At 66.9% G+C, this 23,652-nt stretch carries 29 protein-coding genes; 9 read left to right on the top strand and 20 right to left on the bottom strand.

Annotated features, from left to right (window positions below):
* Nucleotide 1: 1 nt before the first annotated feature.
* The 11 genes from ACFQH9_RS02155 to ACFQH9_RS02105 all read right to left on the bottom strand — a co-directional run bounded on the left by ACFQH9_RS02155 (nt 2) and on the right by ACFQH9_RS02105 (nt 8,985).
* Complete coding sequence (locus ACFQH9_RS02155) at nt 2–4,243, bottom strand: hypothetical protein (RefSeq protein WP_379563586.1); 4,242 nt, start codon at nt 4,241–4,243, stop codon at nt 2–4.
* Nucleotides 4,240–4,563 (bottom strand): hypothetical protein, encoded by a 324-nt coding sequence (locus ACFQH9_RS02150; RefSeq protein ID WP_379563584.1) that lies wholly within the window; start codon nt 4,561–4,563, stop codon nt 4,240–4,242. Before ACFQH9_RS02150 ends, ACFQH9_RS02155 begins: the two co-directional genes overlap by 4 nt.
* A gap of 8 nt (nt 4,564–4,571) precedes the next feature.
* The gene (locus tag ACFQH9_RS02145; protein WP_379563582.1) at nt 4,572–4,970 is read right to left on the bottom strand and encodes a hypothetical protein; all 399 of its coding nucleotides are present in this window, start codon (nt 4,968–4,970) and stop codon (nt 4,572–4,574) included.
* 37 nt (nt 4,971–5,007) lie between these two features.
* Nucleotides 5,008–5,580 (bottom strand): hypothetical protein, encoded by a 573-nt coding sequence (locus ACFQH9_RS02140; protein WP_379563580.1) that lies wholly within the window; start codon nt 5,578–5,580, stop codon nt 5,008–5,010.
* A gap of 3 nt (nt 5,581–5,583) precedes the next feature.
* Nucleotides 5,584–5,745, bottom strand: a complete 162-nt coding sequence (locus tag ACFQH9_RS02135; RefSeq protein ID WP_379563578.1) for a hypothetical protein — start codon at nt 5,743–5,745, stop codon at nt 5,584–5,586.
* A 217-nt stretch (nt 5,746–5,962) separates the two neighbouring features.
* Complete coding sequence (locus ACFQH9_RS02130) at nt 5,963–6,415, bottom strand: hypothetical protein (RefSeq protein ID WP_379563576.1); 453 nt, start codon at nt 6,413–6,415, stop codon at nt 5,963–5,965.
* Nucleotides 6,412–6,696, bottom strand: coding sequence for an HK97-gp10 family putative phage morphogenesis protein (locus ACFQH9_RS02125; RefSeq protein ID WP_379563574.1), 285 nt, complete (start codon nt 6,694–6,696; stop codon nt 6,412–6,414). The genes ACFQH9_RS02130 and ACFQH9_RS02125 overlap by 4 nt, the downstream gene beginning before the upstream one ends.
* 65 nt (nt 6,697–6,761) lie before the next feature.
* Complete coding sequence (locus ACFQH9_RS02120; RefSeq protein ID WP_379563572.1) at nt 6,762–7,091, bottom strand: hypothetical protein; 330 nt, start codon at nt 7,089–7,091, stop codon at nt 6,762–6,764.
* Nucleotides 7,091–7,537 carry a hypothetical protein gene (locus tag ACFQH9_RS02115; protein ID WP_379563570.1) on the bottom strand — a complete coding sequence of 149 codons (447 nt, stop codon included), beginning with the start codon at nt 7,535–7,537 and terminating at the stop codon, nt 7,091–7,093. The genes ACFQH9_RS02120 and ACFQH9_RS02115 overlap by 1 nt, the downstream gene beginning before the upstream one ends.
* Before the next feature lie 5 nt (nt 7,538–7,542).
* Nucleotides 7,543–7,965: a hypothetical protein gene (locus ACFQH9_RS02110; RefSeq protein ID WP_379563569.1), complete on the bottom strand. Its 423-nt coding sequence runs from the start codon at nt 7,963–7,965 to the stop codon at nt 7,543–7,545.
* Nucleotides 7,966–8,037: 72 nt separating this feature from the next.
* A complete protein-coding gene (locus ACFQH9_RS02105; protein WP_379563567.1) occupies nt 8,038–8,985 on the bottom strand; it encodes a phage major capsid protein in 948 nt (315 codons plus the stop codon).
* Nucleotides 8,986–9,222: 237 nt separating this feature from the next.
* Here ACFQH9_RS02105 and ACFQH9_RS02100 point away from each other — a divergent pair, with 237 nt between their 5' ends.
* Nucleotides 9,223–9,996 carry a hypothetical protein gene (locus tag ACFQH9_RS02100; RefSeq protein WP_379563565.1) on the top strand — a complete coding sequence of 258 codons (774 nt, stop codon included), beginning with the start codon at nt 9,223–9,225 and terminating at the stop codon, nt 9,994–9,996.
* Here the strand turns inward: ACFQH9_RS02100 and ACFQH9_RS02095 are convergent.
* The 8 genes from ACFQH9_RS02095 to ACFQH9_RS02060 form a co-directional block, all read right to left on the bottom strand.
* On the bottom strand, nt 9,993–10,217 hold the full coding sequence (locus ACFQH9_RS02095; RefSeq protein WP_379563563.1) for a hypothetical protein: 225 nt from the start codon (nt 10,215–10,217) through the stop codon (nt 9,993–9,995). The genes ACFQH9_RS02100 and ACFQH9_RS02095 overlap by 4 nt on opposite strands.
* 65 nt (nt 10,218–10,282) lie before the next feature.
* Entirely contained in the window at nt 10,283–10,897 is a 615-nt protein-coding gene (locus ACFQH9_RS02090) for a phage scaffolding protein (RefSeq protein ID WP_379563561.1), read from the bottom strand.
* Between the two features lie 18 nt (nt 10,898–10,915).
* Complete coding sequence (locus ACFQH9_RS02085) at nt 10,916–12,250, bottom strand: phage portal protein (RefSeq protein ID WP_379563559.1); 1,335 nt, start codon at nt 12,248–12,250, stop codon at nt 10,916–10,918.
* Nucleotides 12,250–13,776 (bottom strand): hypothetical protein, encoded by a 1,527-nt coding sequence (locus tag ACFQH9_RS02080; protein WP_379563558.1) that lies wholly within the window; start codon nt 13,774–13,776, stop codon nt 12,250–12,252. The genes ACFQH9_RS02085 and ACFQH9_RS02080 overlap by 1 nt, the downstream gene beginning before the upstream one ends.
* A gap of 2 nt (nt 13,777–13,778) precedes the next feature.
* Entirely contained in the window at nt 13,779–14,096 is a 318-nt protein-coding gene (locus tag ACFQH9_RS02075) for a hypothetical protein (protein ID WP_379563557.1), read from the bottom strand.
* Between the two features lie 26 nt (nt 14,097–14,122).
* On the bottom strand, nt 14,123–14,371 hold the full coding sequence (locus ACFQH9_RS02070) for a hypothetical protein (protein WP_379563556.1): 249 nt from the start codon (nt 14,369–14,371) through the stop codon (nt 14,123–14,125).
* 335 nt (nt 14,372–14,706) lie between these two features.
* Complete coding sequence (locus ACFQH9_RS02065) at nt 14,707–15,186, bottom strand: sugar-binding transcriptional regulator (protein WP_379563555.1); 480 nt, start codon at nt 15,184–15,186, stop codon at nt 14,707–14,709.
* The gene (locus ACFQH9_RS02060; protein ID WP_379563554.1) at nt 15,125–15,769 is read right to left on the bottom strand and encodes a hypothetical protein; all 645 of its coding nucleotides are present in this window, start codon (nt 15,767–15,769) and stop codon (nt 15,125–15,127) included. The genes ACFQH9_RS02065 and ACFQH9_RS02060 overlap by 62 nt, the downstream gene beginning before the upstream one ends.
* Nucleotides 15,770–16,479: 710 nt before the next feature.
* Between ACFQH9_RS02060 and ACFQH9_RS02055 the strand changes: the two genes are divergently transcribed.
* From ACFQH9_RS02055 to ACFQH9_RS02020, 8 genes are all read left to right on the top strand, one after another.
* Entirely contained in the window at nt 16,480–16,683 is a 204-nt protein-coding gene (locus ACFQH9_RS02055) for a helix-turn-helix domain-containing protein (RefSeq protein ID WP_379563553.1), read from the top strand.
* Nucleotides 16,683–16,895 carry a hypothetical protein gene (locus ACFQH9_RS02050; protein ID WP_379563552.1) on the top strand — a complete coding sequence of 71 codons (213 nt, stop codon included), beginning with the start codon at nt 16,683–16,685 and terminating at the stop codon, nt 16,893–16,895. The genes ACFQH9_RS02055 and ACFQH9_RS02050 overlap by 1 nt, the downstream gene beginning before the upstream one ends.
* Nucleotides 16,895–17,287, top strand: coding sequence for a hypothetical protein (locus ACFQH9_RS02045; RefSeq protein ID WP_379563551.1), 393 nt, complete (start codon nt 16,895–16,897; stop codon nt 17,285–17,287). Before ACFQH9_RS02050 ends, ACFQH9_RS02045 begins: the two co-directional genes overlap by 1 nt.
* A 142-nt stretch (nt 17,288–17,429) precedes the next feature.
* The gene (locus ACFQH9_RS02040; protein ID WP_379563549.1) at nt 17,430–20,024 is read left to right on the top strand and encodes a phage/plasmid primase, P4 family; all 2,595 of its coding nucleotides are present in this window, start codon (nt 17,430–17,432) and stop codon (nt 20,022–20,024) included.
* Nucleotides 20,025–20,220: 196 nt separating this feature from the next.
* Complete coding sequence (locus tag ACFQH9_RS02035; protein ID WP_379563547.1) at nt 20,221–20,382, top strand: hypothetical protein; 162 nt, start codon at nt 20,221–20,223, stop codon at nt 20,380–20,382.
* A gap of 3 nt (nt 20,383–20,385) precedes the next feature.
* Complete coding sequence (locus tag ACFQH9_RS02030) at nt 20,386–20,691, top strand: hypothetical protein (protein WP_379563545.1); 306 nt, start codon at nt 20,386–20,388, stop codon at nt 20,689–20,691.
* A 766-nt stretch (nt 20,692–21,457) separates the two neighbouring features.
* On the top strand, nt 21,458–22,051 hold the full coding sequence (locus ACFQH9_RS02025) for a site-specific integrase (RefSeq protein WP_379563543.1): 594 nt from the start codon (nt 21,458–21,460) through the stop codon (nt 22,049–22,051).
* Between the two features lie 65 nt (nt 22,052–22,116).
* Nucleotides 22,117–22,260, top strand: a complete 144-nt coding sequence (locus ACFQH9_RS02020) for a helix-turn-helix domain-containing protein (protein ID WP_379563541.1) — start codon at nt 22,117–22,119, stop codon at nt 22,258–22,260.
* 714 nt (nt 22,261–22,974) lie between these two features.
* Here ACFQH9_RS02020 and ACFQH9_RS02015 read toward each other — a convergent pair.
* Nucleotides 22,975–23,589 carry a hypothetical protein gene (locus ACFQH9_RS02015; RefSeq protein WP_379563539.1) on the bottom strand — a complete coding sequence of 205 codons (615 nt, stop codon included), beginning with the start codon at nt 23,587–23,589 and terminating at the stop codon, nt 22,975–22,977.
* Nucleotides 23,590–23,652 lie beyond the last annotated feature (63 nt).

The raw sequence follows: 23,652 nt of genomic DNA, 5'->3' as shown, positions 1-23,652 counted from the left end.
GTCAGCCCACCGTCCTCAGTGCCAGCGCGACGGCCCGCCCGGTCTCGGCGGGGGAGCCAGAGTTCTGCGTGACGTGCACGTGCACCTCGCCACGCGAGCCGCTCTCGAGAGCGGTCACCATCCGCTCGAACAGGCCCGTCTGTTCGGGCGAGAGCACCCGCTCGGGCTTCGGCGTGGACTTCGGCAGGTAGCCGTAGCCCCGGGCGATCCCGCCCTGGTCGAAGGCCAGCCCGGCCCGGGTGTTGAACAGCCGGTCGCTGGCGCCTCGGGCGCGCCCACCGACCACCACGCCGTCGCCGCCACGCGACTCGACGTTCATGCCGGCCAGCGTCCCGGCCATGTGGCCGATGCCGTCGCCGGTGTTCGGCGAGGAGCCGATGGTGAACGCCGAGGCAACGCCCGGCCGGAAGCCTGCCCAGGGGAAGGAGCTCGTGGCGCCCACCCGGCTGTAGGGGTTGCGCCCCCGGATGACGTTGGTCAGGGCGGACATGAAGCCGGAGCAGTCGTAACCGTTCGGCCCGACACCAGCCCAGATGTAGGGCTTGCCTGCCTGCGCCTTGGCGAAGGAGATCGCCGCGCCGATGCCCTTGCCGCCGCCTCCGGAGGTCAGCCAGTTCTTGACCTTGGTGATGATGCCGTCGATCGCCTTGCCGGGAAGGCGGGTCAGCGCCTCGCGCAGAGCGCCCGTGCCCGGGGTGTTCCCGCCGTCGCCGAGGACGGAGGAGAACAGGCTCTTGATGGCGTTGACGGGCGAGGACCAGAGGCCATCCCAGAAGGACTTGAGCCCGCCGACGATCCCGCCGTCCGCGTAGCCCGGGAGCCCGTTCTTCTCGATGAACCCGGCTGCGCCCTGTACGCCGCCGATGCGCGCCGCGCGGTTGGCGCCGTTGATGTAGCTCTCGCCGGCAGCCCGCGTCCACTCGGGCCGCATGACCGCCTCGCCGCCCGACAGCGCCGCCAGGTGCACGTCCCGGCCGGGCGTGTAGCCCGGCATGATGCCGCCGGAGGCGAAGCGCACCTCGCCGAGCTGGCCCATGCCGAAGGTCGAGGCGATGCCGTTCCAGACGCGCCGAATGCCGTTGTTGTAGACCGTGTCAACGACGAACTGCACCGGACGGCGGGCAAGCTCCTGAATCTGGCCCCATGCCCGCCCAATCCAGTCCTTGACGTTCTCGAAGGCCCGGCCGATGCCGTCGATGCCAGCTCGCAGGCCGCCGAAGATCGGGCCGACGATGTTGTCCTTGACCCAGTTGATCCGGTTGCCGATCCAGTCCCAGGCGTTACCGGCCAGGCCCCGAAGCCACTCGAACTTGTCGCCGATCCACTGGGCGGCGTTCCGAATGGCCCCGCCCACAGGCTGGATGACAGAGGCGTTCAACCACTGGAACTTGCCGGCCACCCAGTCCCAGGCCGACCCGAGCATGTTCCGGACCCAGACGAACTTGTCCGCGATCCACTGTCCCGCCGTCTGGATCGCCAGGCCGACCGGCTGTACCACGTTGACGTTGAGCCAGGTGAACTTCGCACCGACCCAGTCCCACGCTGCACCGAGGGTGTCCTTGACCCAGGTGTACTTGTCGGCGATCCACTGACCAGCAGTCTGAATGCCGAGCCCGACTGGCTGGATGATGTTGTCGTTGACCCACTGGAACTTCTGGCCGATCCAGTCCCAGGCAGCGCCGAAAGCGTCCTTGGTGCCAGTCCACAGGCCGGAGATCTGCCCGGTGAAGCCCGACCACCCGGCGGAGACCGTCTCCCACAGCGAGGAGAACCACCCCGGCACCGTCTCGGTGAAGAACCGGCCGATCGCCGCGTCCCACCCGGCGGTCAGATCACCGACGAACTTGCCGATGACCGAATCACCGTCGAACCCTGCCAAGGGGTTGAAGTTCTGGTCTTCCAGGTCCTTCCGCATCCCGGAGCCAATGCCCTGGAGGTCGAAGCTCTTGACCGCGTTCCAGCGCTCTCCGCCGGAGAGGTCGCTGCTCTTGTCCTGGTCGAGCCCGCGCCAGGCGGCGTTCGGGTCGTTCGGGTTCTGCGTCAGCCCGGAGATCAGCTCGGCGCCTCCGGTGATGGCGCCGATGACCAGGCCACCCTTGAGCAAGTCCTTGAGCTTCGAGAACTTGCTGCGGTTCTTGTCGGCGGACCTGCCGATCCCGTCAACGAGGCTGATGACCCTGCTAGTCCAGCTGGCGACCTCTCCGACGACCTTGGCGCCCTTGAGCACCGCGAGGAACCCGCCCAGCGCGAGCATCCACTCGTCGAGGCTGTCCTTGTTGCGCTCCAGGAAGCCGGCCAGGTTCTCCAGGGCAGGAGCGAGGTGGTCAGCGAGCTGCCCGATCACGTCGCCGATGACCGGGAGCAGCGTCTCCATGATTCGGCCGAGCGACTCCCAGATGCGCTTGAAGGAGTCGGCGTGCGGCGCGAGGGCGTCCATGAACCCGGACAGCCCGTTGACGGTCTTGTCGATGAACCCGGCGAACCCCTGCGCGGCAGGAGCCATCTCGGCCCCGAACTTCACGAGCCGACCGGTCAGCGTGACCAGTCCATCACCGATCGCCTGCGTGATCGGCTGAGACGCCTTGAACAGGGTGTCGAGGTTGCTCTTGAACTCGTCGCTCTTGAAGAGCTGGCCCATGCTCCGGGCGGTGTTGGCCATGATCTGGCCGGTCCGCTCGATGTGGCCGTTGAAGATCGGGAAGAGCCCCTCGGAGTCCCGGAGCATCTGCGTAAGCCCGGGCAGGAAGGTGCGCTGCGCGGTGTTCCGCAGCCCCTTGACCAGGGGCTCCATCCGCAGGAGCTGGCCGACGAAGGCACGAGCCTCTGGCGTCAGCTTCGCCATGGCGTCGGCGTACTTGGACGCGGCCGCAGCTCCGCCGGTGGCAGACTCAGCCGTGGAAGCCTGCGCGTCGGCGAGACTCTGCATTGCGTCAGAGACGGCCTCAGCGGCGTCCTCCTGCGCCCAGGCTGCCTCCTGGCGGGTTCGGGCTAGTTCGCGCTCGGCGCGCGCAACGCCCGCCTGCGCTTCGGACACACCCTCAAGCGCGTCCTGCACTCGGCGGGACGCTTCAGCCTGGTCCTCGGCAGCGCGGCGCTGGGTCTTGGCGAGCTCTGCCTCGGCCTCGTTGGTCCGCCGGTTGGCCTCTTCCAGGCGCTCACGGGCGTCGATGACGTTCTGCGCGCCCTCGACCCCAACCTCCTGGGCCTTGGCGTTCTCCTTCGCCGCCTCAGCAGCCTCGCGCTCCAGGTCTGAGACCCGATCCTGAGCCTGCGCCAGGGCCAGCAGAGCCTTGCGCTTGTCGAGGTCAGTGGACGAGCTGTCGCCCATTACCTCGTCAAGCTCGGCCTGCGCCTCGATCAGGCGGATAGCCGCGCCCTCCTGGTCGAGGGCCAGATCGGAGACGCGCTCCGCCAGCTCCTCCATCTGCCGGAGGGCGCGAGCGCGCTCGTCGTTCAGGTCGGCTTGCGCCCTGGTCTCGTCGCGCTGCGCATCCTGGACTCGCTCGGAGGCTTGAGCGACGCTCTCGGCCGCCTGCTCCGCCACTCGGGCGGCATCGCGGCGAGCGTCTGCGACAGCCTCTTCGGCGTCCCGGACGTCATCCAGTGCGTCCTGCACGCGCTCCTGCGCGTCGGTGATCTGGTTGGCCGTCGTCTGCGCGACGCGGGCCTGGTTCCGCCGGGCGTCGTCGATGGCAGAGGCGGCAGCCTGGATGGCCCGGCTGTTGTCGGCTGCAGCGGAGGCACCCTTCCCAGCCGCAGCGGTCGCAGCCTCCTGGTCTGCCTTGTAGCCCTTGAGCGCGTCGCCGACACCGGAGAAGGCACCGACCAGCACCCCGCCGATCCCGCCGACGGCCGCGCCGAGCGCGGGCAAGGCTGCCAGGGCCGCGCCAGCGGTACCAGCTGCCGAGGCAAGCGCAGCCAGCCCGGCCACGCTCTTGAGCGCCCCACCACCGATGGCGCCGAGCCCGCCTCCGAGCTGGATCAGTCGGCGGAGACGCTGCTCGGCAGCACTGGTGTCGACCTCGACCTTGGCGCGGTGCCGGCCACCAGTGAAGCGACGGGTCTCCCCTGTCAGCGCTGCGATCTTGCGCGAGGCGCGCGAGGTGTCGGCGTCGACGGTGGCCGTGCCCCGGATGCGAGAGAGCGCGGCTTTGATGCGGTCCTGGCCCGAGCGTGTGTTGTCCTTGGTCGTGACCTCGACAAACGCCTCGGCGATCTTGAAACCGCTACCGGGACTAGTCACACCCTCTTCCTCTCGACCAGGTCCATCATCTGAGCCAGGGGCACGACCTTGTCGCCGTCCTTGAGCTTCCCGACGACCGGCCGGTCACTGGCGGTGTTCCGAGTCAGAGGCGCGACAGGCTGCGGAGCAGAAGGCTGCTGCTCCTCCGTGAACTCCATCTCGTACCTCATCTTCATCACCCCCTGATATGCGACCAGCCGCCAGACCTTGCTGAAGAATTGCGGGCCGTCCATCGCATACATGTCGTCAATGCGGTGGAACACGGAGAGATCGGACGCGATATCGTCCAGGTGGTCAATTACCCATCCGATCTGCTCCACCCGCTCTGTCATTTCCCCTTGGACGCCTCCATTGCGCCGAGGGTGACCGTCATGACCCGGTCGGAGATCTGCTCCATCTGCTCGGTGGTCAGACCCGGGTAGTTGACGAGGGCGTCATAGCCCTCCTCGCCGATCAGACGCTCCATCAGTGCCGCCTCGGCGAGGGTCGGCCCCTCCTTGCGGACATCCCGCAGGAAGCCGAGAGCGATGTTGACCGGCGGACGCTTCGGAATGCTGTAGGTGACGCCATTGACGGTGAAGAGGTCGACCATCTCGACCTCCTGCTCGTCGCTCTCCCCACCCAGGACGATCGGCTCGGTCGGGAGGTCCTTCAACCCGACCGGAGCCGTCGCCTTCTTTCTGGAAGTCCGCGGGGTGGCGGTCTTCTTCGGACTTGCTGCACCCATCGTTCTGCTCCCTGTTGGTTGGTGCGGTTGTCGTGGACTAGGCCGCGTCCTCGTCGATCACCACGAAGGGCTTGATCGACGGCGAGACGTAGTGGCCGGAAAAGGTGGCCGTGAAGACCGTCTGGTTCTCCTTGGAGTAGGCGAACTCGACGTTGTCGGTCGACAGCATCTTCCGGCCGATGACCCGCCGGGCGAGGCTGTCCGGGGCGAATCCGTCGAACAGCAGCTTGCTGTAGACCGGCTGCGTCGCGGACGTGTCATTCGACGGCTCCAGCTTCTTGAAGCCGGTGCCCGTGGTGACCGCCGTGGCCTCGTCCTCGTTCATCACGAAGGCGAGGTTCTCCAGCGTCGGCTCCGCCAGGTTGGTCTGGATCGTGAACTCGCGCTTGGTCTTGCGGCGACCCGGAACGTCGATCACCTGGTCGACGGCGAGCTCGGTGTACTCCTGGTTGATCGCCAGGGTCACCCCGTCCATCGTCCCGCCGACGTCCGTGTAGGCCGACGCGGCGGGCGTGCTGTTGACGGCGGTGTCCTCGGGCTCCACGGCGTCGACCGCAGCCCGGTACAGCGTGCCCGGACCCATGATGAGGTTCGAGACGGTGACAGCCATCTGTCAGTTCTCCTTCTTGTTGCTGTTGGCCGGCTTCTGCTCGGCGTCGTGCTTCTTCTCGGGAAGCAGAAGGCCCTGCCGCTTGAGGTCGGTGTACTCCGCCTCGGTGACTTCCAGCGTCTCGCTCGGGCGCATCTTCGTCCGGACCTTCCGGAGACCGCTCACCAGAACTCCTCTCTCTTCAACGGGAATGTGATGTGTTGAAGCTGCGGGTGATCCTGGAACCGCATTGTTGGCCCGTGGTCACCGTCACTCAGTCGCACAACCCGGGCGTACGGGAACAGGAACTCAAGCTCGTCCCGGCTGTTGTGGACGAGCACCTTCCCGCCGTACGTCAGCAGGTCTCGGCACTGCTCGCCGACAATCGCATAGCGCGTCGCCATCACAGCTCGACCCAATCCATCTGAAGATCGAACTGATAGCGCGCGTACGAGGACGAGTCGCCCAGCACCTTCCGGGGCTCCGTCAGGAGGTACGCCGTGAGCACCCGAGCCGTCGGGTAGTTGCCTGGCAGTACGACGTCGCGCGGTACCGAGGGGTGGTCATCGGCACCGGACCGGATCACCTCGGCCAGGTAGTTCGCCTTGCCCCAGGGCGCCTTGTTGGAGCTCGGACTGACAGCCCAGCAGTCCACCTGCACGACCGGCTTGCGGACCTTGACGTAGATGTTGGGTCCCCCGCCGACGGTCGTCACCTGTACGAAGCCGGATGCGGCCCAGGTGGTGTTGTCGTTCGGGAGGCTCGGCCCGACCATGTTGGCGTCGAGCTCCGGGAGCCCGGCCAGCCAGCCAGCGGCCACGAGCTCGTTCGTCGCCCGCAGAACAGTGGGCATCATGCACCGCCCCTCTGCTGGTACAGCGCCGGGCGGAGATAGGGCTGCGCGGACTGGTAGCGGGTGCCGAGTTCGACGTACGCGGCGTGTTCCGCCGTGGCCTTCACGGTGCCGGTCGTGCCGTGCACCTCGGCGGTGATGCTCTCGCGCAGCTCGCCCGTGTCGACGGGCGCGTACCGCTTTGCGTCCTGGGCGATGTCGCCCATCAGACGCTCCATGAAGTTGTGCTTGGCCGCCTCAATGTGCGCCTCGGCCCGAGGGTCGGGCACATACTGGTTCGCCATGTCCGCCCTCCTCTCCGTCGGGCTGGGTACTGACAAGGGCTCGGTCTCCCCGAGCCGGAACTGCATTAAGTTGTGCGTTCGAGAAGAAGCGCGAGATCCGGCGTTCGGCCGGGTCCGCCCTCCTGCGTGACGGTGTTGATCGTGTAGATCACGCCACTCGTCTCGTCCTTGATCCGATCCGTTTCCGTCACATCAGTAGTGGACGGCAGCTTGCAGGTGACATTCCGAACCACTCGCGGAGTGGTCGAGCCCGGGTCGGAGAAAGTGCTGCTCGTCTCCCGGATGTTCGCGATGATGCCGCTCGCCGCCACGGTCTCGTTGTCGGTCTCGTCGCCGAACTCGTCGACAGTGGACCCTCGGAGAACGGAAACGGTGGTGTTGGCGAGCGCGTACATCACACGGCCCGCCAGTCCTGGTAGGCGTCGGACTCGTCGCTCAGCGGGTCGAGAACAGCCCCTGTCTCGTTCGGCGCCTTCACGCGCAGGCTGCGCGACCGCAGCCACGTGCACCGCCGCAGAGCACGCCGGGCGAGCGGCGACAGTGTGAGGCCCGTGTCGGTCAGCTTGGCCACCGCGCCCTGCTCCTGGGTCGCCTCGGTGAAGTCGAGGCGGGAGAACAGGTCAGGCTGGCCCTTCATCCAGGCCGCCTGGTAGGCCGTGGCGAGCTTGAGCCAGTGGAGGTCCTTGTCGCCGAGTGCCGCTGCCGAAAGGACGGTCCGAGCCGAGTGGAGGTCGATGGTGGCCTGCGCTCGCGCCAGGTCCGACGCGTCAACCTCTGCGCCCGTGTAGGTCGCCACCTCAGCGGTGGTGGCCCAGGTGGTCTGTCCGTCCGGCAGCGGCATCGTGATCAGCCCTCAGCCGTCTTGCGGGTCTTGCGCTTCGGCTTAGCAGGCGGCTCCTCGTCGGCAGCCTCCTCGGCCACGACGTCCGACGGCGTGACGGTCTCCTGGGGCTCCTCGTGAACCACGGCCGGGACGACCGCGACGCGGTACGTCAGCTCCGTGTTGAGGTGCGCCCGGCGACCCCGCCGGACAACCTCGGCACTGGCGCCCTCGGGCTCGCCGACCGGGTGCAGACCGCGCTGAATGGCCTCCTCGACCACGACCGCCTTGTTGGCCGGGTGCGCCGGGTGCTCCGGCGTGTTGTAGCCGGTGCCCTGCATGAGGAAGGTCTTGTAGAAGTAGCCGTCCTCAGCGCCGTCAACAGACCGCTGCTCGACCTCAGCCTCGGGGTCGCCGTCGAGAGCCGGGTGCTGCTCGTGCTCGCTCATTTCCACCTCCTCCGGTGGGGTGGTCCCGCCCTGCGACAGGGAGCCGCACAGGGCGGGACCGGCTCAGGTGGGTCAGGCCGCCGGGGTGTCGTCCTCGAGGATCGCGAAGGCCTGCTCGACACCAGGCGCGAACGCCTTCCGAGCGCGCATCTTCAGGATCGCCTCGTCGGTCAGCGCCGCGAGACCGCTCCGCCCGTCGATGAACACCGACTCGACGCCGCTGCGGTCGCCCCGGAGCAGGTAGTCGCGGTTCGCGAACACCAGCAGCGGGTTGCCGGTCGGCTTGTCAGTCGGCGCGGCCGAGGTCTTGGCGCCCAGCGACCAGTGCACCGGGTGGCCGAACAGCGTCGCCGAGGTCGCGCCCTGCCCGCCACCGGCCGTGCCGTTGGTCGACTCGTTGAAGATCGGGTCGCCGTTGTCGTTCCGGATCTCCCGGAGGATCTGGCGGAACGACGGGTGCGCGATGACGATCATCTGCGCCTCGTCGAAGTAGTCGCCCGTCTCCACCAGGCCCAGCGCCTCGGACAGGGCGTCGTAGGTGACTCCGCCGGTGCCGGTCTTGGTCAGGTTCGAGTTGGCGACGTAGCCGGTGTCGCTGTTGTTCTGCGTGAGCAGGTAGTACAGCGAGTCGAAGGCGCAGCCCGAGGTGCCCTTGGCGGCGGTGACCGCCAGGCAGGCGTTGTCGAAGGTCTTCGCGTAGGCCGTGGCCCAGTCGATCTGGCCGGCCGCGATGACGTCGGCGAGCGAGTCGTCGAGGTCCTCCTCCGCGATGCGGATGGCCTGGCCGAACTTCTGCGCGTGCAGGACGACCTCGTCAGCGGCGGAGGTGTCCTCGCCGTAGGCACCACCCTTGGCGATCATGCCGACCGACATACCCGCCGAGCGCGGGACCGACTTGGTCTGGGTGGACATCGGGTGCGGCTTGCCGTACGCCTCGACGGCAGAAACGGCGTTGACCTTGTGGATGACCGCGGAGTCGAACTCCTCCGGCACCCACTCGTCGTAGTTCTTGCGAGCCATTCTTTTTGCCTTCCGTGAGCGGTTGAACTGATGCCGCCCTACGGACTGTGGCGGCTTTTCGATTCCCATCGCGGGACCGGTGTGCTCCCCATCGCGGGGCCGCCACATTGGCTAGTACTGCTTGCCGGGAATAGTAACCTGCCCGTTGACGGACGCGCTAGTAACCGTTCTGCCATCGCGTTCCGTGGAAGTAGGGGCCGCGTTCGAGGTGCATTCGCCGTCTGCAACAATGGGTGAATGGCAGATGCGGCGCAGGGCGTCTGGGTCAAGTTCGCCCGGGCCGACCGGCACTTCAAGGAGCTCCGGGACGCAGTGCGCGCGTACCTGGAGACGGACCCGTACCAGGTGTACGAGGAGGAGGAGCCCGAGACGGGTGCGCTGGTGACCAGGGTCCGCGTCGTGGCTGACCCGCCGGTCGAGCTGGCGGCGATCCTCGGCGACGTCTTCCACAACGCCCGCAGCGCCCTCGACCACCTGGCCTGCTACCTGGTGGAGCGGGACGGCGGCACGCCGGACAAGGGCACCTACTTCCCCACAGGGAAGTCCAAGAGCGAGTTCAGCAAGGCCGTCAAGGACAAGCTGCGAGGCACCGCCGAGCCGACGAAGGAGCGGGTGCGGGCGCTAGAGGTGTACCCCAGCGGGGACGACGACCTGTGGCTGCTGCACCAGCTCGACATCGACGACAAGCACAAGCTACTGATCGCTGTCGGGATGTCCTACAGCTCGTTGAACATGCACTCTGCAATGCTCTTCCAGGGCGAGATCGTTGAATTCCCGCCGCTAGCAATCATCCCTGAAGACAAGATGCACGGCCTGAAGGACGGCGATGTCGTCTTTCGGGTGATGAAGGAGGCGCGTGAATCGGGAGGCGATGCCTTCCGCAGCAAGTACACCTTCACATTCGCGCTCGGCTTCATCAATCCGACGACTGGGGAAGCAGAGGACATCCTGCAAACAACGGAACGGCTCCTGCAACACGCCAAGGATGTCGCGAAGGACCTGTTGTCCTAGGGAGCGGCCTTCTCGAAGCGCCGGACCTCAACGGCCTGCCACATGTACGCCAGCCAGGCAGAGACGCGCTCGGGCGGCTCGTCGCCAATGCCGTCCCATGGGTACTCGCCGTCGCAGTAGGCGGTGGCCTCGTGGGCAACCTGCTCAAGGAATGCCGTCCCGCCCAAGGCCAGGGCCTCGCCGGTGAGGATGTCCTGTAGGTCCGGCTCGTACTGCTCCACGTCCGGGAGACTAGGACGACCAACCAGGCTGGCGCTAGCTGCGCTCCTGCCCTGCATCGGTCAGCTCAGCGGCCGTGCACCCGGGAAGCGATCAGCTCCGCCGTGGACTTCTTCGGGGAGCTGGCCGGCCTGCGGTCGCTGGCGTCCACTCGGGGCGCGCGCCGACGGGGCTTCTCCGCCTCCTGAGCCTTGAACAGCTCGGGCCAGTCCTCCTTGATGCTCTCGATCTGGTCCTCCAGACCGTCGAGCTCGCCGTCGTCGCCGATCTCGATGTCCTCGACGTCGATCATGCGCAGCAGCTTCTTGACCCGGCCCTCGGACGTGTCGTTCAGCCCGGCGGCGACCAGCGCAGCCTTGGCCTCGGCGCGGATGACGAGCGGCTTGTACCGGGCTGCCGCGTCCTCGCTCTCGGCGGGCTTCTCCTTGTCGCGCAGACGGCGCTTCTTGGCCTCGTTGTTGGCCCGCCGGAGCTGTCGCTGGACCTTCTCCCACTCCTCACGCGTGGGCGGGGTCCACTCCCCCTCGTCCTCGTCGCTCTCGTCGGTGTCGTCGTCCTCGTCGAGCTCCTCGGTGCCGTCCTCGTGCTCGCCCTGGAGCATGGAGTCCGGCTCAGAGCCCTTGATCGTCCAGAACGGCTCCCCCATGACCGTGTAGCCGAGGGGCAGGGTCGTGCTCTGCATTGCTTCTCCCTGTTGGTGTTACTCGCCCTGCGACGCAGGGACGCTCTCGTTGGGCTCGACGCCCCAGGCGGCCATCTGCTCGGCCGTGTATCCCGCCTCCAGCAGGACCTGATACGGCGGGACGCCAGCCTCGATCTTGAGCTTGGCGGTGTCCCAGAAGTCCTTGTCCTCGACGGTCTGCGCCGGGGCCCACCGGACGTCGACCTGCGTCTTGACCTCGGCGCCCTGGTACACGCGCAGGGCGAAGGTGAACGCCTCCTCCCAGGTCGCGCCGAAGCTGCGCTGCAGGCCGTTGACCTTCTTGACAAACGGCCCCTCGCAGGCGCGGAACGCTTCGCCGGACGGGACGACGGTCGTGGGGTCAATGCGGTGGAGGGGCGTGCTTGTGATGTCGGCGCCCATGCGCAGGTAGGTGAGCATCGGATCGGTGAAGACCTCGGGCTTCGCCGACTCGAATTGCCCGACGCCCTTGACGTCGCGCAGCCACCACACAGAGCCGGGCGCTGAGCTGAGGTTCGAGGTGGCCTCTGGCGACCCGGCACCCTCGTCGTCATCCGCACCGAACTCGAAGTCGTCGTCCTCTGCCTCGGCAGTGTCGGCGTCGGCCTCCAGCATCGCGTACCGCTGTGGGCCAGCCTGGTAGTCGACCGACGACAGGTGGCTGATGATCAGCTTGTTGATGGCGTCCTGCGGGCCGTAGAAGCCGAAGTGCAGTGGCTCGCCGTACGGCCGGTCCGTGCGGAAGTGGAACACCGGCACCTCGCCGTACGGGTTCTCGTACGGCCACTCGTCGCCCTCGTCGTCGGTGTACTGCTCCCAGCTCGACGCCTCGTTGGGCTTCGCGCCCTTCCGCAGGACGTACTTCTCGATGCGGTCCGGGTAGTACAGGTCGCAGCGGTCGGCCCAGCGCTTGATCGCGAAGGACTTCTCCAGCGGGTTCTCCTGGTCGTAGATGACCCGGCAGGTCTCAGGGGAGTTGTAGAAGACGTTGACCCGACTCACCTCGGGGTCTGCCGGCCAGACCAGCACGTAGGCGTCGCCGTACTCGCAGGCACGCCGCATGATGTTGGGCGCCTCCAGCCCGAGGGCGTTGGTCTCCCAGATCTCCTGGAGCGCCTGTGTGCTGGCCTCGTCCGGACCGGTGATAGCGGCAAGCTCCAGCCGGTCCGCCACGGCGTCAACGGGCTTCTTGGCGAAGTTGAAGCGCACGTCCACGCCGCTGTTGCGGATGGCGCGCCGCATGCGGGGCGAGGCGAACACCTCCGCCACAGAGCCCTTGTAGTAGCGGTGGGCGGTCTCGTAGCTCTCCTGCGACTCCGCCAGCGCGCTGAGGCCTGCCGTCAGGTCATCCATCACATGTACCTCTGGATCGTGCTGGGCTTGTGCCGCTTGATGCCGGGGCGAAGGAAGTGCTGAACCCCATTCCCGACCGCGTCAATGACATCGTCATTCGACCCGCGCGGGAAAGCGATCATCTGCTCCTCCAGGACGGCCATTCGAGTCTCGTGAAACACGCGTCCGTTCTGGTAGTGCTCCAGAAGGTTTGTTGCCCGTGTGGTCTTATTCTGGCTGTTATGCACCTCGCGGACGCGCATTCCGAGGCCCCCGAGAATACTACGCCAGGCTGCACCACCCTGGTTAGTCTCAACGAGAATGCCAGCCGTTCCCGGGAATCGAGCTGCAATCTCCTGAACCTTGTCCCGGAGTTCCCGCCCAGGTTGCACCTTGACCTGCCAGGCACCTCGGACAACGCAGCGGCCGAGCGACTTGTTGTAGCCGATAACGGCAATTCCTGTGTAGTCGCTCTTGGCAGTACTCGTGACAGCCGGGTCAATGCTGATCATCTGCGCAGTCAGGCCCGGCACCTGTCCAATGATGAAGTCGTCATCGGTCCAGTACTGCCCGTCAGCCGCCATCGGGTCGTTCTGCAGGTTCTTGCGGAAGCTGCGGGTGTGACGGCGCTTGAGCAGGTACTCCAGCGACCACTTCTCCGGCCACAGCGATCGTGGCTCGGGGTCCTCGATCAGCGCCTTGTAGTGGTGAACGCGGATGTTCTCATCGCGCGGCCACTCCGGGGCGTCGTCCTCGCCAGCGCCGTGCTTCACGAGGTCGTGAATGATGCTGCCGGGCATGGTGACAGTGCCGACGATAACCACCTGCGCCCGGATGTTCATCGGGAAGATGTCGTCAACGACGGTCTTGAGCCGCTTCTCCTTCTGGCCGGCGCTGTAGCTGCCCCCGCCCGGCTCAATGTCATCCAGGATGATCAGGTCCGGGCGTCGCGGACCGACCTTCATGCCCAGCGCAGAGGCGTCACACCCCTTCGCGCCGAACACGAACCCGCTCTTGGACTGGTACATGTTCTGCGTGTCGGCGGCGGTCTGGCCGCTCCGCCGTTTCAGTGGGGAGCACAGGTCCGGGTAGTCCCGGCGCAGGAGCTCGTTCTGGTCGAGCTCGGCCTTGAAGGTCTTGAGGTGCCGTTCTGCCTGCTCCGAGGCGTCAGCGAAGGCGGCTGCGAACATGCGGTGCCCGTGAGCAGCGGCCCACGTCGGCAGGATCAGGAAGAACCAGGTGCTCTTGCCGGACTCACGCGGCGAGATGATGGCGTCCCGGTCGGCCTCGGGCACCTCGCTCGGCACCACCCAGCCCTTCGCCATCTCGCAGATGTCGATATGAAACTCGGACAGGCTGATGTTGCCGTCGGCGTCCTTGAGGTGGTGCCGCATGTAGACCAGCGCGAACAGCAGCGGGTCCAGGCGGGTGAGGACCCTCCGCCCCTCCGGCGACAGCAGCAGGCCCGGCCATCGCGCCTCAGCACGAGCCAGGTACGTCCGCCAGTCCAGCGCAGGGGCAGAGGGTGCCTCGGGTGCGAGCGTCACGGCTACCCGCGCTTGTGCTCGACGATGCCCTTGGCCGCGAGCTGCTCAACAGAAGCGCCAGCGCCGTGCGTGAGCTCGACAGTCATCACCGGCTCCGGCTTGGACAGCAGCTCCATCCGGACGACGTGTGCCGGGTTGACCACGTCACCGTCGACAGTCTCCAGCCAACCGCCAAGGTTCGCGGCGGTTCTGATGTCAGCTCGCAGGTACTCGTCGCCTCGGACAACGATGGCGTCGCCCGTGCTCAGGTGCAGCCGGTAGGTGTACTTCATGTCCTGCTCGACGGGTACGGGGCGCGGCATGGCAGACATCTCACTCATTGCTGTTCTCCCTGTTCTGCGCGGACTCAGTCCACGCCTTCCTGTTCCGTCCAGTGGTGGACGGAGACCTTGGGGCGATCTGCCCACTCCTCGGGCACGTAAGGCAGCAGGTCTCCGCGCGGGCCAACAGCCCGGAGCGCGCCATACGAGCCGATGATCAGCTGGCCCTGGCTGGTGACGGGGCGGCCGTTCGCGCCGCGCACGTAGTACCGCTGGCCCGTGGGCTGACAGGCGTCAGTGCAGTAGTACGTGGCGAACTGCAGCTCGAAGCACAAGCAGCCGCTCACAGCGAGCCGCCCTTCACGCGTGTAGCTCCTTTGACCTTCCGACCTGCATTGCTCTTGGCCGGCCCGCCCTTCCGGGCGCGGGGCAGCTCCTTGCACACCTTCGGCTTGGGCTCGGGCCCCCTCTCCACTGGTGTGGCGGCACGGAGGCGCGCGACCTCACGCTCAGCCGCAAGCCAGCGCTCGTTTACGAGGTCTTGCACTGTGCGCATCACGCCTCCTCTACAATGGACAGTCGGGCCCCTCTACGGCCCCGTTGCCGGGCTGACCCTCCCCGGGGCTGGGCGACCCGGTTCGGCATCGGCTACGTGCGAACGGGCCAGGCGCTACTGCGCCTTGAGCGCGGCTTCCTGGGCGGCGTTCGCGGCCTCTGCCTCGCGGAGCATCTCCTGCAGCTCAAGGTCCTGCTGCGTGACCTCGTGCACGGTGACGTCAGCCTTGACCGGGGCGTCGAGGCCGTTGAGCTTCGCCCGCCGGTCCGCGGCGCGGGTCAGCCGGTCCAGTGCCTTGAGCCGAAGCTCGGGGTCCGCCTCTGGGTTGCGAGCGATCGCGCCCGCCACGTTGCAGATCTCGTCCAGCTTCGCGTTCTCGATGGCGCGGTACTCCTCGACCTTCGGCACGATGACCTTCGCGCACCATTCCGCGATCCGCCGCTGAACCGTCGCCTGTGAGACGCCAAACTGCTTTGCGATCTCGCGCTGACTGATGTTCTGGGCGTGCAGATTGAAGAACTCTTCCGCCAGCTCAGTTGCGAGCGCGGGGTTCTCCGTCTTCCGAATTGCTGCCGCGCTCTTGGGCCGTGGCATTGTCGCTCCCCGATTGCCAGTTGATCTCGTCCGGGAAGGGTACGCCGTTTTCCGCAGCGGAGGTAGTAACTCTATCTTCGGCCTTTTGCGGAGCCTCGGGCTTCTGGAATGGACGACGCTTCTTCCGTCTCACGCGAGACTCAATGGCTGCGATGACTTCTCGCTCCATTCGCTCTCGCTGCTCAACCCAAGTGTTAGCCGCGAGCCACGTCTCGTCCCTATGTGTCTGAGTCTCGATGAGGTAGTCCAGGAGCTTCATGCAGCGATCTGCAGTGATGCGGACCAGGCGGACCTCATCCGGAGGGAGCATGCGCACGAGCGCATTAGCCTCGCGATACCCGTCCGGCTTCTCCACCACGAGAGGGACGAGATCCCGCAGCACCTCCAGCTCATGTTGAGCCCGCCGCTCGCGGATGGCGTCTCGTCCCTGCGCCCACAGCGCGTAGAGCGCAACCATGATCGCCACCAGGCCCAGGAAGGCTCCGATCACCTGCGCCCAGTCCACAACAGCCTGCGAGAGATCGTACCAGTGCTGTTCCGCCGGAGGTGCGGGGACAGGGATGACAGCAACGGGGAGCGTCACCAAACCAACTTAGCCGACTCCGATCTACCGATTCCTCTACGGCCAAGCCTTCCTCTGCACTGCAATCGGCCCGTCTACCCCCGAACCGGCTCACAGGTAGGACCTCCTACCCGGTCCTACCCGCACATCTACCTGCGGAAACAGGCCCTACGGGTAGGACAGGTAGGAGCAGGTAGGAGGGGGACCCTACGTCGCCGTTCCAGAGAGGGGTACTTCTCAGGAAATACATGGGTCTTACGTATAGGGGTCCCGGGAAGTCCTACCGGTCCTACCGGTCCTACCTCTTTAAGCTAAATCCGCAGGTAGACAGGGGTCTGTGAGAGGTAGGACCACCCATTTGGCCGTCCTACCTGGGTCCTACCTGGGTCCTACCTCTCACCCATAGAAACGACCGAACCTACCCTACCCCGGCCTTCAGCTGCGACTCCTTCTCCAACAGCCGCAGCAGCAGTCAGCACGAATCCCGGCGGGATACCCCGGCCAATAGGGCTCCATATGCAACATCAGAGGCGACGGATTTCGGCGCTAGGGCCGTAGGTTTTACTTGGGTCACTTAGACCGGTAGAGTTACTTGTGTCAGGCCGGAGAAGCCCTGACAGCTCACAGGAGCGCCGGGAGCGCCGAGCACACCAAACCCGAAGTCCGGGAGAGGTCTGTGTTCGGCGCTTTGTCGTATGCGGCCCCTCCCCTCCGCTCCCCAGGAGGAACCCGTGAGCGAGAAGCTCCGCCTGACTATCGCGCAGGCCGAGGAGTACACCCGGCTCCCCCGCCGCGTCATCAAGCTGGCCGTCAACCGAGGCGAGCTGCGAGCCTTCCGCCCGTCCGGCCCCAAGGGCCACCTGTACTTCGAGGAGGCCGACCTCGCCGAGTGGGTGGCGGCTGCCGACACCTTCGCGCAGAAGGCTGGTGCGTGATGAGCGAGCTGGCGGGGAAGAGGGTCCATCTCGAAGTTCTGGACCACGATGGGCATGGCTACACGCCTGGCGCTGGCACGGTCGTAGAGGCGAACGCCGGTGGCCTGCTGCTGAGGGACTTCGAGCTGTTCCAAAAGGGTGGGATGGAATGGCACCTCTACCTCGTTCCGTGGCACCGCCTGCTGGCCGCTCACATCCTGGACGCCGAGTGATGGAGGGCTGGGTTGTTGTCAGCTGCCCCCGCTACGCCACGGATTCCCCCGAGGAGCACTACGCGCGGTACTGCCTGGGGTGGTGCGAGTGCACGGCTGGCGAGCTTGTCGCGGCCGACGACGACTGGCTGGAGCTGCTCCGCCCGGGGGATCTCGGGCAGACGCTGCACATCTACGTGCACCGCACCCAGACCAGCAACTGGGACGAGCTGCCGCGCGAGGGCCTGCCTCCGACGCGCCTGGCGGGTACGCCCCGGCCGCTGACCGGCACCGAGAGCCTCAACCTGCGGATGGCCTACGACGACGCGGAGGTTGCGCGCCGGTTCGGAGACGCCGAGCGGGAGGCCGCCGCTCTCGCGAAGGCCGACCGAATCTGGAACTCGCGGGAATGAAACAGCGCCCCTTCTGTGGAGGCAGAAGAGGCGCTGCTCTGAGGAGTACAGCAGTACCGCTCGGCGGACCAGGCCGTAGGTATAACTATACGTCCTCGGGGCGCTACCCGCTACCGATAGTGAACGCTCCGAAAGGCCAATTGTGACCGAGATCCGCTCCCCTTACCGCAAGGCCATCGTGCAGAAGTACCGCGCTGCCGGATGGGACCGTGTTTTCCCGATCGGATACCGCAACAACACCGACCCCAATCGGCTGACCAAGAGGCCGCCGGTGGAAGGAGTGACGGGGCACGCGGCCCGCATTCCTACGGCTGCTGATCACAAGCAGTGGCAGGCCGAGTACCCCATGGCGAACATCGGCCTCCACGTCGGCACGGACATGATCGGCGTCGACGTCGACCAGTACGGCCCGAAGCACGGCCTCGACACCATCACCGCCATCGAGGAGCGTGTGGGCGTCAGATTCCCGCCGACGCTGCGGCTGACCAGCCGCGGAGGGGAGTTCCGCTCAGCCGGCGGGAAGCTCTTCTACCGGCTCAAGCCCGAGCACCAGGGGCTGGCCTGGCCCGGCACGATCGGGCTCGACACGGAGATCATCCAGTTCCACCACCGGTTCGCCATGACCTACCCGTCGCTCAACCCCGGCAGCGACTTCAGCAAGGTCCGCTGGTACCGGGACAACGACCGGCTCGTGACGGGCGGCGAGATCCCGCGCAAGGACGAGGCCGCCTATCTTCCGGACGAGCTCGTCGTCGCGATCACGGGGCTGCGCAAGCAGGAGGCCATCGTCTCGGCCGACATGACCTCGGACGAGATCGAGGAGTTCCTGAGCAACCGCCCCGACCCGGAGGGCGAACCCTGCTCCCAGCTGAGGGCCGCGCTCGACGCTGCCATCGAGAACTTCGCTGCAGGGCACGTCGAGATGATCAAGGGCATGGCCCATCTGATCTACCTCTCGTGCGAGCGCCACCGGGGCATCCGTACCGCGCTCGACGAGTACCGGGCAGCGTGGATGGCCGAGGTCACTCGCGAGTCCGACCGAGGCGGCTTCGCACACGCGACGTCGATGGACAGCGACCCGGTCAAGACCTACAACCGTGCGCTCGACGGCGGGATCCGCAGGGCTGTCGGGGAGAAGGGCGAGACGATGTCGGACATCCCGTGCTCCTGCGACGAGGGTGGGGAGTGGCAGGGCCAGGTCTCCTCGGAGATCGACCCCGCCGTCTGCGCACAGATGCGGGCTTGGTCGGACTTCGGCAACGCGGACCGGATGCTGGACTACTTCGGGCACAAGGTGCGCAAGACCGTCGACGCCACCATGTGGCACGTGTTCGACGGGGTGCGCTGGTACCGGCTGCCGGCCACGGACAACAGCGTCATGCGGAACCTCTCGCGGAAGGCCATCGAGTTCGCGAAGAAGCACGAGCTGCCGATGTACTCGGACGAGAAGGAGGTGAAGCTGAAGGACGACGGCACCCCGGACAAGCGCGCCAAGCCGGGGCCGTCCGAGCAGGACATCTTCGCGGGGTGGCTCAAGGGCCAGGAGAAGTCCGCCGTGGTCAGCAACATGATCCGGGAGTTCGGGGCCAAAGAAGAGATCTGGGCCCGGGTGGACGACTTCGACCAGCGGCCGTACCTGCTCAACTGTCAGAACGGCGTGCTGGACCTGCAGACGGGCAATCTGGGCCCGCACGACCCGGCGCTGATGATGACGCAGACCAGCCCGGTGGCCTTCGACCCGACGGCGCTCTGCCCCGAGTTCGACACCTTCCTCAAGCGGGTGCAGCCGGACGAGGAGATGCGCGCGTACCTGGCCCGGGTGATCGGCTACACGCTGACGGGCTCGGTGGAGGAGCAGGCGTTCTTCGTTCACCACGGCAACGGCTCAAACGGCAAGTCCGTCTTCCTCAAGATCATCGGCGCGCTCATGGGCGACTACCACCAGTCGGTCGCCAAGTCCGCCCTCATGGCACAGGACAAGACCGGCGGGATCCCCAACGACCTCGCGCGCATCGCGGGCAAGCGGCTGCTGGAGATGCACGAGACCAACGCCGGCCAGATGCTCGACAACGAGCGCATCAAGTCCATCGCCTCGGGCGACCGCATGACCGCGCGCTACCTCAACGCCGAGTTCTTCGAGTTCAAGCCGGTCGGCAAGGTGCACATCGTGACCAACTTCCTGCCGCACCTGGGCTCCGCCGGGTACAGCATGGAGCGGCGCCTGCACGACATCGGCTGGGACGTGACCATCCCGGACGAGGAGCAGGACAAGGACCTCCCCGACCGGATCATCGCCAACGAGCTGCCCGGCGTGCTCGCCTGGGCGGTGCGCGGCTGCCTCGCCTGGCAGGCGAAGGGCGACCTCGGCATGCCCGCCGCTGTGCGGGAGAAGGTCAAGGAGCACGTCCGCAGCAGCGACCCGCTGGCCGAGTGGATCGACGAGTGCGTCACCGAGAACCCGATCGCCGACTGGATCCACCTGGCAGACGTGTACGAGAGCTTCAAGGAGCACTGGGTCGAGAGCGGCCACGCCGAGCGGTCCGTCATGTCGATCAACAGTTTCCCGAATGCGCTCGAAGAGCGCGTCCGAACGGCCACCCGCAAGGACGACGCGGGCAAGGTCAAGAAGTGCCACGGGACGTGGTGCGGGAAGCACGGCTGCCGCAAGTCGGTCATCCGCGGAGTGAACGTCACGGGGATCATCGACAAGAAGAAGTTCAAGGCCGTGATCAATTGACCTCGGGCAGGTAGCCGGGCGCCAATACGCGCGCCCGGTCTACACCCCCACCCCAATTCCCCTCCCCCTTTCGCGCGGTTCCTTTATGCGAACCGCGCTTCAAACTTCTCTGCGTCGGGGAGTTTCCATTCAACATGCACTGGCGTACGTTTCGCCTCGTTGGTACTTGAACGCTCAACATTCAGGGAGCAAACCAATGAGCGAGGACTACACGCCCGAGCAGTACCGGGCCTTCCAGGTCTGGGCCGACGACGCGCCCGGCGGGGCCGACCAGGTTGGCGGCTGGCTGCGGGTGATCGGCTGCCCGCCCGAGCTCGTCGACGCCCTCGTGGCCGCCTACAAGCGCGCGGAGGTCTGAGCCATGCGAGTCGAGGACCTGATCGCCGCTCTGCAGGACATGATCGACGACGAGACCCTCAGTCCCGACGCCGAGGTCCGGCTCGCCATCCAGCCCAACTGGCCCTTCGAGCACAGCGTGGCCGCTGTCGCCGTCCCAGAGCCCCGCTGCGACACCTGCGGCGCCCACGCCGGGTGGAAGCACGAGGAGGGCTGCGACGAGGGTGTGGGGCTCGTGGACCTCGTGAACTCCGCCGAGGTCGTCTACCTCTCCGAGGGCGGGCAGATCGGCTACCTGTCCGGCGAGGCCCGCGAGGCGGTGGGCTGGTAGGGGCTGGCCCCTTCGCATCCCCTTCGAGGCAGTGCATACGCTGCGGCAAAAAGCATGATCCACATCCACCCTGGTCAGGGACCTTACCCTCCCCTGACCAGTGTGGATTTGCCGTAGAGGGGCCTTCACGGCAAGTCGATCTTTACAGTCCCGAAGTACTCAAAATCCGCCCAGTGTCAGTTCGAATCTGACCGGGGGCACCACCTGTGACTACGAGTTCGCAGGGTTCATGATTGGAACCCAGGTGCTTGGCCACGAATTTGCCCACGAACCTGCGAACGAGGGTCTTCTACTTTCGCGATCGTGAGCTCGCCCGACACCACCTCCGACCCTCGCCGACGCGGCACCATTCGCGTCCGCGGAGGGTCGCTGCAGGTGCGTGTCTCGGCGGGCGACGATCCGGTGACGGGGCGCCGCGCCTACCTGACCGAGACCATCCCCGGCACGGACGCCGGGCCACACCCCGCTTCGCGACCTGAACCCCCGCGTCCGCGAGCAGCTCTACGTCGAGCTGCGCCAGTGCCGACAGCGCTGCAGGTCCGAACGAGGGCGAACGAGCCCGCGCCCCACGTCTGCAGCCCGTTCGCGGCGTCGACCGTCCGGCAGATGCACTGGGTCATCAGCAGAACCATGCAGAGCGCCGTCGGCTGGAGCTGGCTCGACACCAACCTCGCCCCGCGGCGCCCGAATCCCCCGCCCCAAGGCACCCGAGTCGGATCCGCCCTCGCCCCGCGAGGCAGCGCCGCTCCTCGAGCGCGCCTTCGCCATGGACGACGACTGGGGCACCCTCGTCTGGCTCGTCATGACCACCGGCATGCGCCCCGGCGAACTCTGCGGGTTGCGGTTCGGCCGCCTCCACCTCGACGAGGAGATCATCGACATCCGCCGCAGTTGGGTCGACGGACGCGAGAAGGACACCAAGACCCACCAAGCCCGCCGGATCGCCCTCGATTCGGAGACCGTCGCACTGCTTCGCGAACACCGAGCGCGCGTCGCCGAGCGACTCGCGTCACTCGGCACCCGCCTGACCGACCAGAGCTTCGTGTTCTCCGGCCAACGCACCCCGGACCACTCCGAGCCCTACTCCCCCAACGCCGTCACCCAGCGGTACGCGTCCATGGCGGCCAGGGCCGGCATCGACACCCACCTGCATGCCCTGCGCCACTACTCCGCGGCCGAACTGCTCACCGCCGACGTCGACCTCCGCACCGTCGCCAGCCGCCTCGGCCACGGCGCAGGCGGTGCCACAACGCTCAAGGTCTACGCCGCTTGGGTCGCCGCAGCCGACCGCCAGACGGCGGAGATCCTCGCCTCCCGCATGCCCAGACCCCCACTCCGAACGACGCCCAGCGACTTCTGAGCAGGCACGAAGGAGCCCCGAACGACAGGACCCGACGATTACTCCGCCGACAACCGAGGAGCCCCATGTCGACCCCCCGCACCTTCCTGACGGTCCCCGAGGCCGCCGAACTTCTGAGAGTCGACACCTCGACCCTCTACCGCGCCATCCGAGCCGAGGAGTTCCCGCGGTCCGCATCCGAGCCCGCTACCTCATCCCCTTCCGGGTGATCGACCAGCTCATCGAGGAGGCGATCGAGTCGGCGGCCCCCGACGACATGACCGCCGCACTCCGCCGCCTTGCGTGATGCGAGGCCAAACCGTCGTCCTTCGTGGGGCGCCCCCGCTACGAGCACGGGCTCCGTCCGATGGGACGCCGCGGTCAGGATCCGCGGAGACCGCCGCGCGCTGCCATGCGATCCTCGTCGGTCCACTCCGGAGAACGTCCGAGGCGCATGCAGTGCTCCGCCCAACTCAACGATCCACTCGGAGCCGGAGGCCGCGCCCAGTATGTGACCTGTCCGTTGTACTTCCAGGCGCCCGTCGCGGGGCCATACCGGGAGACCAGATCTTCCGAGCGCGCCAGTCGTCCGAGGGCTGTCCCGAATCTCACGCTCGACGCAGTCGCGATACCTGGGGCGAGCATCACGTGGCCGCGATCGGCGACGTGCGCCCGGAACAGGTCGGGTCGGCTCTCCCGTAGCCGGAACTCGACGATGCCGAACTCGACGAACGGTTCACCGGGCACGACGCAGTCGAGGAGGGGACCGAGTAGTTCGTCCGTGACCCCATCCTCGGATTCGGCGGTCCACCCCGCGTGGACCTGCGAGAGCAACCACGTGTGCTCGCCCGTCCCCTCGTGCGCGGCCGAGCACGTGTACTCGACCATGCGATCCGGTAGCCGCCGAAAGGCGACGTCATCCGCGGAGAAGCACCGTGGGCACGTCAGGAACACGGCAACCCGAGCAGGTCCCATCGGTCCGCTCCGTGAGCCACGTCGACGGTCCGGATCGCGCAGTGCACGGAGGCGTCGTTCCGGGCCCGCCGCCCCTCGTTGCGTGCCAGGTAGTCCCGGTGCCGCTCGCGAATCCCAGTGACCACCTCGGGCTCGGGAAGCACCCAGAACCGGGGCTCGTGCGCGAGGTCCACGAAGACCCAGTACCGCCAGTCCGCGCCGGGGCACTCGCCCTCCCTGATCGAGGACTGCCAGTCGCCGCGGCGTCGGCTCACCACCCGGACACGGGACGGTCCTCCGGTCCCGCTGTCCACCAGCAGCTCCCAGCGCCGGCCGTCCTGAACCTCCATCACCCGCCCACCCCGACGCTCGATCTCCCGCATCACGATTGCGCGGGCGTCCGCCGCTACCTCCGCCGTGCTCCGTGCCCCCGTCGCCATCGTCGTCCCCCCGTGCCCCAGGCCCTCTCTCGGCATCGGGAGGTCGATCACGACTGTTACGCGGAGAGCACGAAACCCGACCTCGCGCGACGAGTCGGGTCGCTGCCGAGCCCTGAGCTCGCTAAGCCTCATCGCCTCTGCAACGAACCTCCGCACTGGCTTCATCAACATTGATGAACGACCGCCGGGCGCCGAAACAGGGCAACTCACGCTTGCGACACAGGGTGG

Source organism: Pseudonocardia lutea (assembly GCF_042658055.1).
Lineage (GTDB): Bacteria > Actinomycetota > Actinomycetes > Mycobacteriales > Pseudonocardiaceae > Pseudonocardia > Pseudonocardia lutea.
This window is presented reverse-complemented; position numbering and strand designations above follow the sequence as displayed.

Excerpts from the sequence above, each read along its gene's own strand:
- ACFQH9_RS02030 (WP_379563545.1), top strand. The coding sequence starts at position 20,386 with ATGCGAGTCGAGGACCTGATCGCCGCTCTGCAGGACATGATCGACGAC.
- ACFQH9_RS02085 (WP_379563559.1), bottom strand. The coding sequence starts at position 12,250 with ATGGATGACCTGACGGCAGGCCTCAGCGCGCTGGCGGAGTCGCAGGAG.
- ACFQH9_RS02115 (WP_379563570.1), bottom strand. The coding sequence starts at position 7,537 with ATGCCGCTGCCGGACGGACAGACCACCTGGGCCACCACCGCTGAGGTG.
- ACFQH9_RS02120 (WP_379563572.1), bottom strand. The coding sequence starts at position 7,091 with ATGTACGCGCTCGCCAACACCACCGTTTCCGTTCTCCGAGGGTCCACT.
- ACFQH9_RS02090 (WP_379563561.1), bottom strand. The coding sequence starts at position 10,897 with ATGCAGAGCACGACCCTGCCCCTCGGCTACACGGTCATGGGGGAGCCG.
- ACFQH9_RS02140 (WP_379563580.1), bottom strand. The coding sequence starts at position 5,580 with ATGGCTGTCACCGTCTCGAACCTCATCATGGGTCCGGGCACGCTGTAC.
- ACFQH9_RS02075 (WP_379563557.1), bottom strand. The coding sequence starts at position 14,096 with ATGAGTGAGATGTCTGCCATGCCGCGCCCCGTACCCGTCGAGCAGGAC.
- ACFQH9_RS02145 (WP_379563582.1), bottom strand. The coding sequence starts at position 4,970 with ATGGGTGCAGCAAGTCCGAAGAAGACCGCCACCCCGCGGACTTCCAGA.
- ACFQH9_RS02015 (WP_379563539.1), bottom strand. The coding sequence starts at position 23,589 with ATGAAGCCAGTGCGGAGGTTCGTTGCAGAGGCGATGAGGCTTAGCGAG.
- ACFQH9_RS02130 (WP_379563576.1), bottom strand. The coding sequence starts at position 6,415 with ATGATGCCCACTGTTCTGCGGGCGACGAACGAGCTCGTGGCCGCTGGC.
- ACFQH9_RS02125 (WP_379563574.1), bottom strand. The coding sequence starts at position 6,696 with ATGGCGAACCAGTATGTGCCCGACCCTCGGGCCGAGGCGCACATTGAG.
- ACFQH9_RS02050 (WP_379563552.1), top strand. The coding sequence starts at position 16,683 with ATGAGCGAGCTGGCGGGGAAGAGGGTCCATCTCGAAGTTCTGGACCAC.
- ACFQH9_RS02025 (WP_379563543.1), top strand. The coding sequence starts at position 21,458 with ATGGACGACGACTGGGGCACCCTCGTCTGGCTCGTCATGACCACCGGC.
- ACFQH9_RS02100 (WP_379563565.1), top strand. The coding sequence starts at position 9,223 with ATGGCAGATGCGGCGCAGGGCGTCTGGGTCAAGTTCGCCCGGGCCGAC.
- ACFQH9_RS02110 (WP_379563569.1), bottom strand. The coding sequence starts at position 7,965 with ATGAGCGAGCACGAGCAGCACCCGGCTCTCGACGGCGACCCCGAGGCT.
- ACFQH9_RS02065 (WP_379563555.1), bottom strand. The coding sequence starts at position 15,186 with ATGCCACGGCCCAAGAGCGCGGCAGCAATTCGGAAGACGGAGAACCCC.
- ACFQH9_RS02105 (WP_379563567.1), bottom strand. The coding sequence starts at position 8,985 with ATGGCTCGCAAGAACTACGACGAGTGGGTGCCGGAGGAGTTCGACTCC.
- ACFQH9_RS02035 (WP_379563547.1), top strand. The coding sequence starts at position 20,221 with ATGAGCGAGGACTACACGCCCGAGCAGTACCGGGCCTTCCAGGTCTGG.
- ACFQH9_RS02020 (WP_379563541.1), top strand. The coding sequence starts at position 22,117 with ATGTCGACCCCCCGCACCTTCCTGACGGTCCCCGAGGCCGCCGAACTT.
- ACFQH9_RS02045 (WP_379563551.1), top strand. The coding sequence starts at position 16,895 with ATGGAGGGCTGGGTTGTTGTCAGCTGCCCCCGCTACGCCACGGATTCC.